At 68.8% G+C, this 16,767-nt stretch carries 17 protein-coding genes; 8 read left to right on the forward strand and 9 right to left on the reverse strand.

Going from position 1 to position 16,767, the window contains the following annotated elements; translation table 11 throughout:
* Positions 1–22: 22 nt before the first annotated feature.
* The 3 genes from ACZ5IK_RS02105 to ACZ5IK_RS02115 form a co-directional block, all read right to left on the reverse strand.
* Entirely contained in the window at positions 23–691 is a 669-nt protein-coding gene (locus tag ACZ5IK_RS02105) for a biliverdin-producing heme oxygenase (protein ID WP_465486161.1), read from the reverse strand.
* Between the two features lie 73 nt (positions 692–764).
* The gene (locus ACZ5IK_RS02110; protein ID WP_465486162.1) at positions 765–1,358 is read right to left on the reverse strand and encodes a TetR/AcrR family transcriptional regulator; all 594 of its coding nucleotides are present in this window, start codon (positions 1,356–1,358) and stop codon (positions 765–767) included.
* 26 nt (positions 1,359–1,384) lie between these two features.
* On the reverse strand, positions 1,385–2,884 hold the full coding sequence (locus ACZ5IK_RS02115) for a glutamate-cysteine ligase family protein (protein ID WP_101610853.1): 1,500 nt from the start codon (positions 2,882–2,884) through the stop codon (positions 1,385–1,387).
* A 217-nt stretch (positions 2,885–3,101) separates the two neighbouring features.
* Between ACZ5IK_RS02115 and ACZ5IK_RS02120 the strand changes: the two genes are divergently transcribed.
* Positions 3,102–3,917, forward strand: a complete 816-nt coding sequence (locus ACZ5IK_RS02120; RefSeq protein WP_465486163.1) for a TrmH family RNA methyltransferase — start codon at positions 3,102–3,104, stop codon at positions 3,915–3,917.
* 27 nt (positions 3,918–3,944) lie between these two features.
* A complete protein-coding gene (locus ACZ5IK_RS02125; protein ID WP_465486164.1) occupies positions 3,945–4,565 on the forward strand; it encodes a DUF2537 domain-containing protein in 621 nt (206 codons plus the stop codon).
* Here the strand turns inward: ACZ5IK_RS02125 and ACZ5IK_RS02130 are convergent.
* Positions 4,562–5,380 carry a hypothetical protein gene (locus tag ACZ5IK_RS02130; protein WP_465486165.1) on the reverse strand — a complete coding sequence of 273 codons (819 nt, stop codon included), beginning with the start codon at positions 5,378–5,380 and terminating at the stop codon, positions 4,562–4,564. The two genes, ACZ5IK_RS02125 and ACZ5IK_RS02130, sit on opposite strands and share 4 nt — an antisense overlap.
* A 33-nt stretch (positions 5,381–5,413) precedes the next feature.
* Here ACZ5IK_RS02130 and ACZ5IK_RS02135 point away from each other — a divergent pair, with 33 nt between their 5' ends.
* A complete protein-coding gene (locus tag ACZ5IK_RS02135; protein WP_465486166.1) occupies positions 5,414–5,779 on the forward strand; it encodes an MmcQ/YjbR family DNA-binding protein in 366 nt (121 codons plus the stop codon).
* 36 nt (positions 5,780–5,815) lie between these two features.
* On the opposite strand, the gene sepH is transcribed toward ACZ5IK_RS02135, so the two are convergent.
* The 4 genes from sepH to ACZ5IK_RS02155 all read right to left on the reverse strand — a co-directional run bounded on the left by sepH (position 5,816) and on the right by ACZ5IK_RS02155 (position 10,522).
* Entirely contained in the window at positions 5,816–6,661 is an 846-nt protein-coding gene (gene sepH, locus ACZ5IK_RS02140) for a septation protein SepH (RefSeq protein ID WP_465486167.1), read from the reverse strand.
* A gap of 189 nt (positions 6,662–6,850) precedes the next feature.
* The gene (locus ACZ5IK_RS02145; protein WP_465486168.1) at positions 6,851–8,014 is read right to left on the reverse strand and encodes an ATP-binding protein; all 1,164 of its coding nucleotides are present in this window, start codon (positions 8,012–8,014) and stop codon (positions 6,851–6,853) included.
* On the reverse strand, positions 8,011–8,670 hold the full coding sequence (locus ACZ5IK_RS02150; RefSeq protein ID WP_465486169.1) for a response regulator transcription factor: 660 nt from the start codon (positions 8,668–8,670) through the stop codon (positions 8,011–8,013). Before ACZ5IK_RS02150 ends, ACZ5IK_RS02145 begins: the two co-directional genes overlap by 4 nt.
* A gap of 46 nt (positions 8,671–8,716) precedes the next feature.
* On the reverse strand, positions 8,717–10,522 hold the full coding sequence (locus ACZ5IK_RS02155) for an alpha-L-fucosidase (protein ID WP_465486170.1): 1,806 nt from the start codon (positions 10,520–10,522) through the stop codon (positions 8,717–8,719).
* Positions 10,523–10,752: 230 nt separating this feature from the next.
* Between ACZ5IK_RS02155 and ACZ5IK_RS02160 the strand changes: the two genes are divergently transcribed.
* From ACZ5IK_RS02160 to ACZ5IK_RS02180, 5 genes are all read left to right on the forward strand, one after another.
* Entirely contained in the window at positions 10,753–11,310 is a 558-nt protein-coding gene (locus ACZ5IK_RS02160) for a hypothetical protein (RefSeq protein WP_465486171.1), read from the forward strand.
* The gene (locus tag ACZ5IK_RS02165; protein ID WP_465486172.1) at positions 11,307–12,407 is read left to right on the forward strand and encodes a peptidoglycan-binding protein; all 1,101 of its coding nucleotides are present in this window, start codon (positions 11,307–11,309) and stop codon (positions 12,405–12,407) included. Before ACZ5IK_RS02160 ends, ACZ5IK_RS02165 begins: the two co-directional genes overlap by 4 nt.
* Positions 12,404–13,090 (forward strand): ABC transporter ATP-binding protein, encoded by a 687-nt coding sequence (locus ACZ5IK_RS02170; protein ID WP_101610843.1) that lies wholly within the window; start codon positions 12,404–12,406, stop codon positions 13,088–13,090. The genes ACZ5IK_RS02165 and ACZ5IK_RS02170 overlap by 4 nt, the downstream gene beginning before the upstream one ends.
* On the forward strand, positions 13,087–14,307 hold the full coding sequence (locus ACZ5IK_RS02175; RefSeq protein WP_465486173.1) for an ABC transporter permease: 1,221 nt from the start codon (positions 13,087–13,089) through the stop codon (positions 14,305–14,307). The genes ACZ5IK_RS02170 and ACZ5IK_RS02175 overlap by 4 nt, the downstream gene beginning before the upstream one ends.
* Before the next feature lie 92 nt (positions 14,308–14,399).
* On the forward strand, positions 14,400–15,602 hold the full coding sequence (locus ACZ5IK_RS02180) for a glycosyltransferase 87 family protein (RefSeq protein ID WP_465486174.1): 1,203 nt from the start codon (positions 14,400–14,402) through the stop codon (positions 15,600–15,602).
* On the opposite strand, the gene serC is transcribed toward ACZ5IK_RS02180, so the two are convergent.
* Entirely contained in the window at positions 15,599–16,726 is a 1,128-nt protein-coding gene (gene serC, locus ACZ5IK_RS02185; protein WP_465486175.1) for a phosphoserine transaminase, read from the reverse strand. The two genes, ACZ5IK_RS02180 and serC, sit on opposite strands and share 4 nt — an antisense overlap.
* Between the last annotated feature and the right edge of the window lie 41 nt (positions 16,727–16,767).

A 16,767-nucleotide genomic window follows, 5' to 3' on the forward strand; every position in this document is an offset into this window, starting at 1 on the left:
TCGCCGCACGGCGGGACCGAGGTCAAGCGGCCCGGTACGAGTCCAGCTCTCCCGCCAGCTCGTCGAACACCGCGATGTTGCACTCGAAGGCCACGATCGCCTCGTCGATCAACCGCGCGCGCTCGTCCTCGGTCCACGGCGCCGAGTTCAGCTGCTCGCGGTAGTTGTCCCGGAACTTGGGCGCGCTGCCCAGCTGGTCGAAGTGGTAGAACAGCGAACCCGCCTCGCTGACCTCGTACTTGCGCTCCAGCAGCCGCCGGATGACCTGGCCGCCGGCGATGTCGCCGAGGTAGCGGGTGTAGTGGTGGGCGACGAAGCCGCCGGACCAGTCCGCCGCCTCGGCCACGCGCCGCGCGTAGCGCTCGGTCGACGGCAGCGGGCGGACGGTCTCACGCCAGTCCGGGCCGACGAGGTGTTCGAGGTCGCGTTCGAGGCTCGGCAGCCGCCGCAGCTCCTCGAAGACGAACTTGCCCGCCACCGGGTCCTGCGCCAGCTTGTCGGCGGCCTGCTCGATGGCCTGGTAGATGAAGTAGTACTGGATCACCAGCCGGGTGTACCCCTCGAGCGTGAGCTCGCCGCCGAGCAGCGCGTTCATGTACACGGAGTGGTTGGCCCGTTCGTGGGCGGGCAAGGTGGAGGCGCGCAGGGTCGCGGAGAACGGCCCGGATTCGACGTCGGTGGTCACCGGCATGGGCAGAGCCTCCAAGCATCGTTCTGACATGCTGTCAGAAAGAGCGTAAGGCACAACTGCGGGTTAGGCTACCCTAATCTTCAAGGTTTTCCGTCATTCCGACCGCTCTGAGCACGAAGCGGACGGCTCCTTCGATCGCGTCGTCCAGCCGTTCGGGTGGCACGTCGACGACCTGGCGGCTGCCCAGCGCGGCGGTGATCATCGGGATCAGCACGTCGGGATCCTCCTCCGGCACACCCTCGGCGAGGATCTCGCGGAGCTGGCCGGTGATGGGGTCGGCGTGCGCGCTGATCCTCCGGTACGCCGCGGGAGCCAGCGCCGACGCGAGCGCCGTCCCGGGCGGCAGGTGGTACTCGGCCAGCACCCGCAGCTGCAGCCGGACGAACGTCGAAAGCTTCGCGACCGGGGTGTCGGCCGTCGCGACCGCCGCCGTCAGCCGTTCGACGTACCGCGTCGCCTCGTCCTCGACGAAGGCGACCAGCAGGCTCTCCTTGTCGGGGAAGTGGTTGTACATCGCCGTCCGGCCGAGGCCCGCTTCGGCGGCGACACCCGCGAGCGTGATCGCGTCGAACCCGCGCTCGTACAGTTGCCCGCGCAGGACGTCGAACACCCTGCTGCGGACCTCACGCCGGTGCTCCTCCAGCGACCGGCCGATGATCTTGGGCACGCGCTGCCACCTCCCTGGGTGGCAGCCTAAGCCTCAAGCGACCAGGTGTGCACCGGCGTCTCGGTCGCCGACAGCTCCAGATACCGGCCCAGCATGCGGTTCAGCGCGGTCTCCCGCTCGGCGCCGCGCTCCTCCGCGCGCAGGACGTACTCCCGCTGCCACGCCGCACCGGTCCGCCTGGTGAGACACCGTTGCTCGATGATGCCCAGGTAGCGTTCTCTCGCCTCGTCCGAAACATCCGAACGGCGTAGTCCTTCGTGGGCCAGCGGCAGCAGGACCCGCAGCACCAGCTCGTCCGGCGGGATCCAGCCGATGCCCGGCCAGTACAGCTGCGCGTCGAAACCCCTCCGCGCGCCCGCGTACATGTTCTCCTCGGCCGCCTGGAACGACATCTGTGTCCACACTGGACGGTCGGCTTCGGCGAGCGCCCTTTGCGCGCCGTAGAAGAAGGCGGCGTTCGCGACCATGTCGACGACGGTCGGGCCGGCGGGCAGCACCCGGTTCTCCACCCGCAGATGCGGCAGGCCGTCGACGACGTCGTAGACCGGACGGTTCCAGCGCCAGACGGTGCCGTTGTGCATCCGCAGTTCGGTGAGTTTCGGGGCTTGACCGGAATCGAGCGCCTCGACCGGGTCCTCGCTGTCGGTTTCGGGCAGCAGGCCGGGGAAGTACCGGACGTTCTCCTCGAACAGATCGAAGATCGACGTGATCCATCGCTCGCCGAACCACACCCTCGGCCGCACGCCCTGGTTCTTCAGCTCCTCCGGCCGGGTGTCCGTGGCCTGCAGGAACAGCGGGATCCGGGTCTCGTGCCAGAGTGTCTTGCCGAGCAGGAACGGCGAATTCGCGCCGACGGCGATCTGGACCCCGGCCAGCGCCTGCGCCGCGTTCCAATGCGCCGCGAATTCCTCCGGCGCGACCTGCAGATGCAGCTGAACCGAGGTGCAGGCGGCTTCGGGCAGGATCGATTCGGAGTAACTGCGCAGCCGCTCGGGCTGCCTGCCCGGCAGGGGAGCGCCCTCCATGGAGAGCACGGTCCGCTCACCGCGCGCGGCGAAGATCCGGTCGTTGAGCAGCGAATACCGGGCGTTGTTGGTGAGCCACTTCTGGTCGAAGTGCTCGTGCCGCAGGGTCGGGAGGATGCCGATCATCGCCAGTGAGGCGCCGGATTCCTCGGCCTTGCGCGCGGCCGCGCCCAGATACGCGCGGAGATCCTCCTCCAACTGCAACGCGGACTCGCCGGCCAGTGGCCTCGGCGGCACGTTGAGTTCCAGGTTGTGCTGGCCGAGTTCCGTGGTGAACGACGGATCGTTCAGCGCGTCGAGGACCGTCGTGTTCGTCATCGACGGGCGTAGTTCGGCGTCGACCAGATTGAGTTCGACCTCGAGCCCGATGTTCTTGCGAGGGAAGGAAAAACTTCCATCGGTGAGCATACGGGCCAGGGTGTCGAGACAGCGCTGGACCTTTCGGCGGTAACGTCCGCGATCCTGCGGTCCGCAGGGTTCCGCGGAAAGATCCTTACCCATGTTCGTAGAGCTCCTCATTGGCCACGCTCCGCGGGATTCCAGGCGGGACTGCCAGGCGGCCCAACGGTTTCACGCATCGCCGTCGCCCGGCTAGCGGCCAAACTGGTGCTCTCTGTCACCAGGGGTTAACTTACAGCAAAATACGCCCGTTCGTACCACCTGCCGGTAGACGTTCGGAGGCAAACGGCTCGCGGCGGGCGGATGACACACTCTCCGGGTGGCCGAACTGATCACCATCGACGACCCCGCCGACCCGCGGGTCGACGATTTCCGCGACTTGTCCACAGCCGATCGGCGGCCCGACCGGCCGGGCGGGCGCGGCTTCGTGATCGCCGAAGGCACCGTCGTCGTCGAGCGTCTTCTCAAGTCCCGGTACCCGGTGCGAGCCCTCCTCGGAGTGGAGCGGCGATTCCACGAATTGGGCGCTGACCTGGCGAAAGTCGACGCCCCCGGCTATGTGGCGTCGGCCGAGACGATGGCCGAGGTGGTCGGATTCCACCTGAATCGCGGGGTGCTGGCCGTCGCGGACCGGCCCGTTCCGCCACCGACGGTGGAAGAGGTCATCGACGGCGCGCGCGTGCTCGCGGTGCTCGAAGGCGTCGGTGACCACGAGAATCTCGGTTCGCTGTTCCGCAACGCCGCCGCGCTCGGCGTCGACGGGGTCCTACTCGGCGGCGGCTGCTCGGATCCGCTGTACCGGCGCAGCGTCCGCGTTTCGATGGGGCACGTCCTGCGTGTCCCGTTCGCCACGTTCGGATCGTGGCCATCGGACCTGGAACTGCTGAGGGAACGCGGTTTTCGTATCGCGGCCCTCACTCCTCGTGCGGATTCCGTTTCGCTGCGCCAGTTGCGGGACCAGGCACCGGAGAAGGTCGCGTTGATGCTGGGTGCCGAGGGGCCCGGCCTGACCGAAGAGGCCATCGCCGCCGCCGACGTCGCGGTGCGGATCCCGATGCCCGAGGGCGTCGATTCGTTGAATGTCGCCACGGCGGGCGCGATCGCGTTCTACGAGACGCGTCCCCCGCTATCGTGAGCACCCGAGCGATCACGAGGAGAACCCATGGAATTGCGGATCCGTGAGGGACGCGCGGTGCTGGCCGGGCCCGGCGGCGAAACCGCCCGAGAGGTGGACCCGCATTCACTCGCGATTGGTTCGGACCTCGCCCAGGCGTTGCACGAGTGGGCCCGTGTCGCGTCCGCGGTCGGGTCCGCCGCCCGCCCAGGCGAGTCCGGCACCGAGGCCGCTTCCGTGGTTTCTCAGCGGGGCCGCCAGCTCGCCCAGCGGGTCGCCGCCACGATGGGCACGTCGGTCCGGTTCGTCGACCCCGTCTCCGGTGACGGCGTCATGATCGACCCGCCCGCCCCCACTCCTCGAAACGAACTCGCGCGTCGCCTTTTCGGCACGCCGGATCCCGCCGGGGAGCCGACGCCCTGGCTGACCGGTCTGACCGTCTCCGCGTTCGCCGCGGCCGTGGTCGTCGTCGCGATGCTGGCGCTGGCGAACACCCTCGCGCGGGAGACCAACGGCTGGCTGGCGCTGCTCGCGTCCGCCGTCGTGACCGGTGGGATCACGCCGTCGCTGTGGCTCGCGCGGCGCGTCCCGATCGTGCGGTGGGCGTCCTTCGGGGCCGCCGCCGGGATCGTGATCGCGTGGATCGGCGTGCTGATCGTCGTCTTCTAGACGCGTTTGGAGAAATTCAGGATCGGCCCGCTCGCTTGTGAGGCGGTCTGCCCGGAAAAGACATAGCCGTGGAAACCGGCGATCTGCACGACCAGATCGACGGGGATCCGGTAGGAGCGCACCGCGAATCCGACGTGCGCGCTGCCGTCGAATTCGCGTGCGAGCCAGCCGACGCGGGTGGTGCGCGGGAACAGGTTGGTGGTGAACGCGGCCGGGATGGCGCCGACCACGGCGGCCATGAACAGCAGACCGCCCGCCGGGTTTTCGGAGTTCTCCGCCGTTCCGACGACCATGGCCGCTGCGGTGAGGAGCGCGAAGACCGTGATGGGTACGAGGTGGTTCAGCCAGGCGTAGCGGAACCGGAATCCGGCGGGGGCGGGCAAGGGGAGCCGTGGTGGCGCCGGGTTCCGGCTGAGCCGGAGGACCCGGTCGTCCGGAGCGCCGAAATCGGCCGCGACACGCAAGCCCTCCGTCTCGGCGACTTCCGCGACACGCCGGGCGGAGAGGTTCGCGTGCTTGAGGCTGATCCAGACGTGGTCCGAACCGCTGAGACGGTTGAGCAGCCAGCGCTCCCGGTCCTTGTCCGGCCGGTCGGGCCCGTCGAAAGCGGGGATGGGAGGGACGTGGTGCGGTGCGAACCGGAAGCTCAAGCAGCCCTGGAACATCGGCGCGATCTCCAGGTAGCCGCGGCTCCGGGCGATACCGCGGAGAACCACCGGGTCCAACTGCCAATCCAGCGGTGAGACGTGGGCGTACGGAGCCCCGGTGAACACCTCGAAACGCAGCCTGACGGTGCGCGTGTACCAATCCTGCATGTGCATCCCCCCGGCACGAGGATACTGAGATCCATGGCCGGTGATCCGCTCGTTTCGCTCAGACGGCTGTGCCTCGCGCTGCCGGAGACCTCCGAGCGGCTCAGCCACGGCGAGCCGACCTGGTTCGTGCGCGGCAAGAAGACGTTCGTCATGTACGCCGATCGGCATCACGACGACAAGCTGGCCTTCTGGTGCCCGGCGCCGCCCGGGGCGCAGGAAGAACTGGTCGGAGCCGAGCCGGAGCGATTCTTCCGGCCGCCGTACGTCGGGCACCGGGGATGGCTCGGGGTGCGGCTGGACGTCGACGTCGACTGGGCCGAGATCGAGCGGATCGTCACCGACGCGTACTGCCTCGTGGCGCCGAAATCCCTGGTCGCGCAGGTCCCTGGACGCACGTAATGGCCCCTCCACCGGAAGGGGCCATTACGTGCGAATTCAACCTCGTTGCGATCGGACGCCCAATAGGACGTCTTCCCAGGATGGGACTATGGGGTGGTTCTTCTTCCCCTTCGCCCGTGGGGCGGGTTCGGCCACTTCCGCCGGCTCGTCAGCCGAGGGTGGTGGCTCGATGTCTTCTTCCGGCTCCGCTATCGGCGCGTCGATCACCTTCGCGACCTGCTCTTCGGGAGCACTGTCGAGAGTGGGCTGGACGACGGCTTCCTTGGCCGGTTCCAGTGCCCGGACCGTACGCGGAGCGCGGTAAGCGTTGGGGTTGAGCAGGACTTCGGCGTTCTCGTCGAGCGCCTGCACGGTGCCGCCGTGCGCGCCGGGCGCGAACGACCAGTGCGCGCGGTTGTCCGACCGGCCGGCCTTCCAGCTCAGCACGACGACCCACTTGCCGTCGTCGCCTCGCCAGGAGTCCCAGGTGGCCTGGCTGTAGTCGTGGCCGCGGAGACCGAACGAGTGCGCCATGACCTCGCCGAGCGTCTGCACGTCGGGGCCGTCTTCGCGGATCGGGTGCGCGCGCTGGGCCAGTTCGGCGGTACGCGAACGCTCGAGCAGGACCGGGTACGCGAACCGCTCGACACGCTGCACGGTGACGCCGGCGCTGCTCGCGACCTGCTCCACGGACTCACCGGCCCGGATTCGTGCCTGGATCTCGCGTGGCCGCATTTGGCTCTCCAACTCGATCTCGATCTGGCCGAGGCGGGTGATGTCACCCCTCGCCGCCGCTCGCAGCCTCTCGTCCGCGGGGAGCAGGAAACGCGTGCGGCTCGCCGGGTCTTCGCACACGATGGACTTACCGTCCTCGTGCAGCCCGACCACTCGTAGCGCTCGCATTTTCGCCTCCCCTGCTCTTCACCTTTGTGGGTGTCAACGCTAGTACGGCGCGTCGCCTTGACGTGCGAGGCGCGCCGATGTCATGTGTCCTGCTCACTATTTTGTTCATGGCAGCAAGTGCATTCTGCTGGAGCAATTCGTGGCTCGCAGAGTGACGCGCCGGACACGCACTGTCACGATCGGGGGAATCTAAGGCAGCCGCACCCGGACGACCAGTCCGCCGCCCCGGCCGCCGGGTTCCGCGCCCGCGGTCCCGGCGTGCGCGGTCGCGATGGACCGGACGATCGACAGGCCGAGCCCGGCGTTGCGCGAGTCTCCGGTCCGGTCGCCCGAAAGCCGCCGGAACGGCTCGAACAGCGCGGGAACGGCGTCCAGCGGTACCTGCGGGCCGGTGTTGCGCACCACCAGCGCCGGATCGCCGCCGATGTCGACGTGGATCCAGCCGCCCTTGCGGTTGTAGGTGATGGCGTTGTGCACGAGGTTCGTGACCAGCCGCTCCAGGAGCACGGGGTCGCCGGACACCGTCCGCGGCCGCAGTCGCGACTCCACCGTGACGCCCGCTTCCTCGGCCATGGCCGCCGCCGACCGGATCACCGTCGCCGCGACCTCGTCCAGCCGGACGGGGCCGCGTGAGGCCAGGCCGCGATCACTGCGCGCGAGCACGAGGAGGCCTTCGATCATCCGCTCGCTGCGTTCGTTGGTGTAGATCAGGTGTTCGCCGAGTTTCCGGACCTCCGGGCTCACGTCGGGATCGGCCATCGCCACCTCGACCAGCGTGCGCTGCACCGCGAGCGGGGTCCGCAGTTCGTGGGAGGCGTTGGCGACGAAGCGTTTCTGGCTGTCGAACGACACGGCGAGCCGGTCGAGCATGCCGTCGAAGGTGTCCGCGAGTTCCTTGAGTTCGTCGTCGGGGCCGTCGAGGTCGATCCGCCGGTCGAGGTTCTCGGCCTCGAGTTTCCGTGCGGTCGAGGTGATCGCGTGCAGCGGCCGCAGCACGCGGCTCGCCATCATCCAGCCGAACAGCACCGCGAGCGCGCCCGCGATCGCCAGTGCCACCAGGGATTGCCAAAGCAGCGTCGAAAGAACGTCCGAGCGGTACTCGGTGATCGAGGTCGCGACCAGCTGGGAGGCTTGGGCGCGCTCGGCGGGCATGATGGTCGTCGCTTCCAGCGGATACGCCGGGGCGCGTTGGAGGGAGACGTCCGCGGCGGTGTCGGCGAACGCCGCCGTGTCCGGCAGGGACGAACTGACCAGCAGGTAGTTGACGATCAGCAGGGCGAGCCCGACGACCAGGAACGCCCCGCCGTAGAGCGCGGTCAGCTTGGTGCGCAGGGAAAGCCGGAGCGGTTTCATGACCCGAACCGGTAACCGGCGCCGGGCACGGTCTCGATCACCGGCGGTTCGCCGAGTTTGCGCCGCAACGTCATCATCGCCACCCGGACGGCGTTCGTGAACGGGTCGGCGTGCTCGTCCCACGCCTTCTCCAGCAGTTCCTCCGCGCTGACCACGGCCCCTTCGGCGCGCATGAGCACCTCCAGTACCGCGAATTCCTTGGGGGACAAGGGAAGGAACCGGCCGTCGCGAGACGCCTGGTGCCGGGGCAGGTCGAGGACGACGCCGCCGCGTTCCAGCACCGGCGGCAGCGCCGGCCGCGCGCGCCGCGACAACGCCTGCACTCGCGCGACGAGCTCGGCGAACGCGAACGGTTTCGTCAGGTAGTCGTCGGCGCCCAGCCCCAGCCCGGCGACCCGGTCGTTGACGTCGGCGGCGGCCGTCAGCATCAGGACCCGCGCCTCGCCGCCCGTCTTGAGGACCGCGGCGCAGACCTCGTCGCCGTGCACGACGGGAAGGTCCCTGTCGAGCACGACGACGTCGTAGCCGTGCACCCCCACCCGGTCCAGGGCCTGTTCGCCGTCGTAGCAGACGTCGACGGCCATGGAGAACCGTCGCAGGCCCTCGGCGATCGTGTCCGCCAGGAGCCGCTCGTCTTCCACCACCAGCACTCTCACCAGGTCAGTCTGCCCCGGGAGGGGGTAAGCGCGGGATAAGCGTGGATCAGCCGACCGGGTGCAACTGCCGCGCCGGGATCACCTGCTGGGGAGTGTTCGGGCTGGACCACAGCAGCTTCATCGACGCCTCCCCGCCTCGTTCGGTGTGGTCGAGCCGGATCGCGTACGACTTCCCGGCGACCAGGTCCAGGGTCGCTTTGTCGACACTCGGGCCGTGTGGGGTGGTGTTGTCGATCAGGAGTTTCCCGTCGACCCACAGTCGCACGGTGTCGTCCGAAACCGTGGTGAACGTGTACTTCCCGGTGTCCCGCGCGGTGACCTGGCCGCTCCATCGCGACGAGAAGGCCTCCGCCGGGATCTTCGCGTCGGGCGAGCCGGTGAACTTCCAGTTGTGGTTGACGCCCGGCTCGACGCGGTGCACCGTCGGCGTCCCGGTGAAGTCCGCGTTCGGCCAGTACTCGGCGGTCAGGCCGGTCCCGCGTCCGGCGGGTGCCTGCGGCAGCGAGTCGACATCCAGCTCGATGACGGTCGCGACGTCGTTCGTCTTGCCGCCCGACGGCGTGAGTTTCACGCTTCCGGACGACTGCTCCACGCGGACGCGCTGCCCGCTGCCGAGCACCCGCGCGTCGCGAACCCGGAAGGGCGCCAACGCGTCGAGCGTCAGCGAACCGCCTGAAGCGGGCCAGTCGAACACGGACGCGTAAAGCTTGTTGCCGCGCCTGCTGACCACGCCCCATTGAGGTTCCGCGACGAGACCCGGCGCGCCCGCACCGTAAACGGCCGAGGACTGCTTGTTCGTCCGCAGCCATTGACCCATCTGCTTGAGCCGGTCGACGGATTCCTGCGGGACGCGGCCGGTGCGATCGGGCCCGACGTTGAGCAGGAAGTTGCCGCTGCGGCCGGCGATCGACAGCAGTTTCCTGGTCAGATCCGCCGAGGATTTCCAGTTGTGGTCCCAATCGGTGTATCCCCAGCTGCCGTTGAGGGTCATGCACGACTCCCAGAGCTGGCCGTCGACGGGCTTGTCCGGGATCTCCTGTTCGGGTGTACCGGTGTCGCCGTCGACCACTCGCCGTTTGCCGACGCGGTTGTTGACCACAATGGACGGATCGAGGCTCCGGACGTAGGCCTCGAGTTCCTCACCGTCCTTTTCGGACCATGGGTTGTTCGGGCGTTCGGTGCTCCATTCGCCGTCGAACCACAGCACCGCCGGGTGGTAGTTGTCGACGAGTTCCTTGAGCTGGGCGTACATCCGCTCCTTGTACTTCGGGAACGTCGCGGGATCGGGGAAGTCCGGGTCGTGCCAATCCCAGATCGAGTAGTAGAAGCCGAGTTTGACGTCGCGGGCGGCTGTCGCGCGCTTCAGTTCGGCGAGGATGTCCCGCTTCTTGTCGAACGACGAATGATCGCGAAGGTTGAACTTGTTGACCTTCGTCGGCCACATCGCGTAGCCCTCGTGATGCTTCGACGTGATCACCACGTACTTCTGCCCGGCGTCCTTCGCCGTTTGCGCGATGGCGTTCGCGTCGAAACCGGACGGGTTGAACTTCGCGGCCATCTGTTCGTATTCGGCGCGCGGGATCTGGCAGTTCCGCTGGATCCATTCCGCGTCCTGGCAAACACTGCCGTCGGGGCGCTGGTACTTCCCCTGCAACTGGGAGTACGCGCCGAAGTGGATGAACTGGCCGAACCGGTCGTCGCGCCACCAGCGTGTCCGGTCGGCGGTGAAGGGGTCGTCGTAGGCGTGGTCGGACGGGAGTGGTGCGGCCTGCGCGACGGCGGGTGAGACGCCGAGCGCGGTGGTCGCGATGACGAGGGCCGCCAGGACCCTGAGTGGCTTGCGGCGATTCATGCACTCCTCCTCGCTGAGGTGTGGACGTCGGGGACTCTAAGAAGCCAGAGATCCGATGTTAACCCCCGAAGGGCTCGCCAACGCGCTAGTTCACCCGTAAAGACGGTAGATACATCCGATCTCTGTGTCGCTGAGTGGGACCGTAAGCACCGCATAAGCGACTTCGCTTACCGCGCCGGAATCACCGTTTCCGTAGAAATCGGTTCGCCAAGACGACCGAAGGAGCAGCGATGCGGAAACGACCGATGGCGGTACTGATCGCCGGAGCGGTCCTCACGCTGGTGGCCGGCTGCGGTGGTGGCGGGGACGGCGGCGACAAGGTCGCCTCGATCTCGTCGCCGCCCGCCGCCGGTGCCGACGACGGGAAACAGGCCGACAACGCGTCCGATGAGGACAAGAGGCGCGACTTCGCGAAGTGCATGCGGGAGCACGGGGTCAACATGCCGGATCCGAAGGCCGACGCCAACGGCCAAGACACGATCACCCTCGACGCGGGCGAAGGCGGGTTCGACGAGAAGAAGATGAAGGCCGCGGACGAGGCGTGCCGCAAGTTCCTGCCGAACGGTGGCGAGATCAAGCCGCCCACGCCGGAAGAGCTCGACAAGATGCGCAAGGAAGCGAAGTGCATGCGCGACCACGGCATCGACTTCCCGGACCCGGACCCCGACCCCGGCAAGGGAGGCGCCGCCATCGCGCTGGGTGACGCGGGTGGCGATCCCAAGAAGTTCGAAGACGCGGCGAAGGCCTGCGGCCTCGGCATGAGCATGAGGGCGGCCCCGGCGAAATGAGTGAACACGAAGGACCCGGCGGCGCTCGGCGTTCGCGCCGGGCGCGCTGGTTCATCATCGCGGCGGTCCTGGTCGTCGTGGTCGGGACGATGTCGGTGGTCGTGCTGACCAGGGTCACTTCGGAAGCCCAGCAGGTCGGGCAGGCGCCGCCTCCGGTGGAGACCGCGAAGGTCGAGAAGACCGATCTGCAGGAGGAAGAAGAGGCGAACGGAACGCTGGGCTACGGCGCGGAAAACGCCCTCGCCGGCCGGAAACAGGGGACCATCACGTCCCTTCCGGACGCGGGTTCGGTGCTCACCCGCGGCAAGACCGTGTACGGCGTCGACGCCAAACCGGTGCCGTTGTTCTACGGCACGCTGCCGTTCTTCCGTGACCTCGCGGACGGGGCCACGGACGGCCCGGACGTCAAACAGCTGGAAGAGAACCTGAAGGCGCTCGGTTTCGGCGGTTTCGGCACGCCCGACAAGAAGTTCACCTCGGCCACCGCGGCCGCGATCAAGAAATGGCAGAAGTCGCTGGGAGTGGAGCAGACCGGAACCTTCGGCCAGGGCGACGCCGTCCTCGCGCCCGGCGAGATCCGGGTTTCGCAGGTCGCCGCGCAGCTCGGCGGACCCGGTGGGGGTGACCTGCTGAAGTACACCGGCACCGAGCGTCAGGTCGAGGTCAAGCTCGACGCCGCCAAGCAGGCCATCGCCAAGACGGGGGACAAGGTCGGCATCGACATCACCGGCGGCAAGACCGCGACCGGCGTGATCACCGACGTCGGCAAGGTCGCGGAGACCGGCAAGGACGCCGCCGGGCAGGACGACGGCAAGCCGAAGATCAAGGTGAAGATCAAGCTGGACGATCCGGCCGCGGCGGGGTCGCTCGATTCGACGCCGGTTTCCGTGCGGTTCACCAAGGAAGTCCACAGTGGAGTGCTGGCGGTCCCGGTCGGGGCGCTGCTCGCGCTCGCCGAGGGCGGGTACGCCGTCGAGGTCGACGAAGGCGGCAAGCGGCGGCTCATCGCGGTGAAGACCGGCCTGTTCTCCGGAGGCCGCGTCGAAGTCACCGGAACCGGCCTCGTCGCCGGGATGCGGGTGGTGACGACGTCATGACCCCGGTGCTGGCCGTGCGCAACGCCTCGCGCACCTATCCCGGCGGCGTGCGCGCCCTGCACGAAGTCACACTGTCCATTGAGGACAGGGAGATGGTCGCCATTCTCGGGCCGTCCGGTTCGGGGAAGTCGACCCTGCTGCAGCTGATGGGCACGCTCGACCGGCCGACCAACGGCGTCATCGAACTGCGCGGGCACGACGTCGCGAAGTTGCCGGACCGCAAGCTTTCCGCGTTGCGGTCGCGGTGGATCGGCTTCGTGTTCCAGCAGTTCTTCCTCAGCGAGGGGGTGAGCGCGGTCGACAACGTCGCGACGGGGCTGCTGTACGCGGGGGTGCCGCGGCGGAAACGGCACGAGCGGGCGCTGGCGGCGCTCGACAGGGTCGGCCTCGCGCATCGGGCCACTCATTTCCCGAACGAGCTCTCCGGCGGCGAACGGCAGCGGGTGGCGATCGCGCGGGCGGTCGTCAACTCGCCGTCGATCCTGCTGGCCGACGAGCCGACCGGGAACCTCGACACGGGCAACGGCGCGGCGATCCTCAACCTGCTCGCCACGTTGAGTTCGCAGGGGACGACGGTCGTGATCATCACGCACGACCGGGAGATCGCGGCGGGGATCCCGCGGCGGATTGAGCTGCGCGACGGCCGGATCCGGCTCGACACCGGGACGGGGGTGCTGGTGTGAGCGCACCAGTCCTCGACAAGGTGCCGACGCCGAATCCGGCCCGGCTCGGCCCGCGTGACGTGCTGACCCTCGGCGCGCACGGCATGCGGACGCGGCCGATGCGCGCGGTGCTGTCCGCGCTCGGCATCGGGATCGGGATCGCCGCGATGGTGGCGGTGCTCGCGATCCCGGCGTCGGGCGCGAAGGCGTTGCAAGATCAGCTGGCCGCGCTCGGTACCAACCTGCTCTCGGCGGGGCCGGGCAAGACGATGTTCGGCGGAGACGCGACCTTGCCGGACAGCGCGGTGCCGATGGCGAAGCGGATCGCCCCGGTGACGGCGGCTTCCGCGACCGGGAGCACCGACGGGACCGTGCGGCGCACGGACAAGGTCGCCAAGGACGAGACGTCCGGACTGTCGGTGCTCGCGGCGACCCCGGAGCTGCTCGACGTCGTCGGCGGTTCGATCCGGGATGGACAGTTCCTCCGGGACGCCACTCGCGACTATCCGGTCGTCGTGCTCGGTTCGGTCGCGGCCGCGCGGCTCGGGATCGACCACATCGACCAGGCCAAACCGCCGCAGGTGTTCATCAACGGGCAGTGGTTCACCGTGGGCGGGATCCTCGGCCCGATGCCGCTCGCGCCGGAGATCGAGCGGTCGGTGCTGGTCGGCTGGGACGTGGCGAAGCGGCTCCTCGGCTTCAAGGGGCATCCGAGCACGGTGTACGTCCGGGCGAAGGACTCGCAGGTCGAGAACGTCCGCTCGGTGCTCGCGCAGACGATGAACCCGGAAGCACCGAACGAGGTCGAGGTGCGACGTCCGTCGGAGGCGTTGGAGGCGCAGAAGCTGACGGAGAACACCTACAGCGCCCTGTTCCTCGGGCTCGGCGGGGTGGCGTTGCTGGTCGGCGGTGTCGGGGTGGCCAACACGATGGTGATCTCGGTGCTGGAGCGGCGCCGGGAGATCGGCCTCCGCCGCGCGCTCGGCGCGACGAAACGGCAGGTGAGAGGCCAGTTCTTGGCCGAGTCGGTGCTGTTGTCCGGGCTCGGCGGAATCGCCGGGGTGCTGGTCGGCGTGCTCGTGACGTCCGGGTACGCGCTGAGCCAGGGCTGGCCGGCGGTGCTGCCCGTCGGCGCCCTGCTCGGCGGGGTCGGGGTCTCGGCACTGGTCGGTGCCGTCGCCGGTGCCTATCCGGCGATGCGCGCGGCCCGGCTCCCGCCGACCCAGGCCCTCGCCTGACCTGCGTTTCGTCCTCTGGTTGCGGTAGTCGGCACTCCCGACTACCGCAACCAGAGGACTACTTGCGTGGTGGCGGTGGGTAACCTCGCCGGGTGCTGGTGGGATTGTCGGGGCGGAAACTCGCGGGGGCGCTGATCGCGCTCGAAGTCGTCGTGGTCGCCGTACTGTTCACGCTCAAGGTGTTCGACGGCCAGGACCTCGAGGTCTACATCGGCGGCGCGCGGCTCCTCCTCGACGCGGGCGACCCGTACGGCACGTGGGTGCAGACGCACGGGGGCTGGCTGCCCTTCACCTACACACCGTTCGCCGCGGCGGTGTTCCTGCCCGGCACCCTGATGTCCGCCGCGCTCGCCACGAGACTGGTCGGGCTCGCGTCGATCATCGCGGGCGGGATCGTCGTCTACCTCTTCGTCGCGACGCTCAACGGCTCGCTCACCGACCGATCCGCGGTGCGGGGTCGCGCCATCGCCGTACTGGCGGCGATCGGGGCGCAGGCGGCGAGCGGCGTCATGGAGCCTGTCCGTTCGACGCTGGGCTTCGGCCAGATCAACACCCTGCTGATGCTGATGGTCGTCCTCGACGCCCTGCTCCCGGGACGCGCCCGCACGAAGGGGCTGCTGATCGGCGTCGCCGCGGCGATCAAGCTGACCCCGGCCTTCTTCATCCTGTTCTTCTTGTTCCGCAAGGACTTCCGCTCGTCCGCGCGAGTCGTGGCCGGGTTCCTCGGTGCCGGTCTGCTGATGTTCATGGTCGCGCCCGGCGCGTCGGCGAAATTCTGGACGAACATCCTCTTCGACACCAGCCGCATCGGCGACAGCGGCTACGTCGGAAACCAGTCGTTGCGCGGGATGCTCGCGCGGTTCGGGCTCGGATCGGCGGAGTCCGTCGTCTGGGTGGCGGCCGCGATCGTGGTGGTCGCGCTGACCGGGTTCGTGATCGTGCGCCTCGCGGAACCGGTGTTCGCGCTGGCCGCCTGCGCGATCGGCGGGCTGCTGGTCTCGCCGGTGTCCTGGACGCACCACTGGATCTGGTGTGTCCCGATCCTCGCGCTGCTCGTCTGGATGCGCTCGGCCGTTTCGTACGCGCTCGCGGCGGTGACGGTGGCGCTGTTCGTCGTCGCGCCGATGTGGCTGGCGCCGCGGCCCGCCGGGAGCTTCGGCTGGTGGCTGGCGACGGAATCCTTTGTGCTGTACGGCCTCTTGATGTTGATCTATTTCGCCGTGTCGCCGCGTGAAGGCCCCCTTCCCTCGGCTCAGCCGAGGGAAGGGGGCCTTCACGCGCGAAAGCGGTCCTAGCCCAGGCGCTCGACGACGTACTCGATGCTCTGGGTCAGCTTCGTGATGTCGTCCGGGTCGATGGCCGGGAACAGGCCGACGCGCAGCTGGTTGCGGCCCAGCTTCCGGTACGGCTCGGTGTCGACGATCCCGTTGGCACGCAGCACCTTCGCCACCGCGGCGGCGTCCACCTCATCGGCGAAGTCGATGGTGCCGACGACCTGCGAGCGCAGCGACGGGTCGCTGACGAACGGCGTCGTGTACGAGGTCTTCTCGGCCCATTCATACAGCCGGGTCGACGAGTCGAGGGTGCGCGCGGTGGTCCACTCGAGACCGCCGTTCGAGTTCATCCACTCGATCTGGTCGGCCAGCAGGAACAGCGTCGACACCGCCGGGGTGTTGTACGTCTGGTCCTTGCGGGAGTTGTCGAGCGCCGTGGTCAGCGACAGGAACTCGGGGATCCAGCGGTCGCTCGCGCCGATCTCGCCGATGCGCTCGACCGCGGCGGGCGAGGCCAGCGCGATCCAGAGACCACCGTCGGCGGCGAAGGACTTCTGGGGCGCGAAGTAGTAGACGTCGAAGTCCTCGGCCTTGACCGGCAGGCCGCCCGCGCCGGAGGTGGCGTCGATGGCGACGAGCGCGCCTTCACTGCCTTCGGGGCGGCGAACCGGCACGGCGACACCGGTCGAGGTCTCGTTGTGCGCCCAGCCGACCAGGTCGGCGCCGGCCTGGTAGGCGATCTCGGGCGCGGTGCCCGGGTCGGACTTGACGACGATCGGGTCGGCGAGGAACGGGGCGCCCTTGGTCACCGTGGCGAACTTCGACGAGAACTCGCCGTAGGTGAAGTGCTGCGAACGTTCCCGCACGAGGCCGAACGCGGCGGCGTCCCAGAATGCGGTCGTCCCGCCGTTGCCGAGGACCACTTCGTAGCCTTCGGGCAGGGAGAACAATTCGGACAGACCCGCACGCACGCGGCCGACGAGGGACTTCACCGGCTTCTGGCGGTGCGAGGTGCCGAGGTAGGTGGCACCGGATTTCGCCAGGTTGGCGAGCTGCTCGTCACGGACCTTGGACGGTCCGCAGCCGAAGCGGCCATCGGCAGGCTTCAGGTCCGCGGGGAGGGGCAACTCAGGTGCGTCGGTCATGTGCCCAGTCTCTCAGGTCGGGATGGGCCTGCTGACAGTTG

Source organism: Amycolatopsis sp. NPDC031561 (assembly GCF_055580625.1).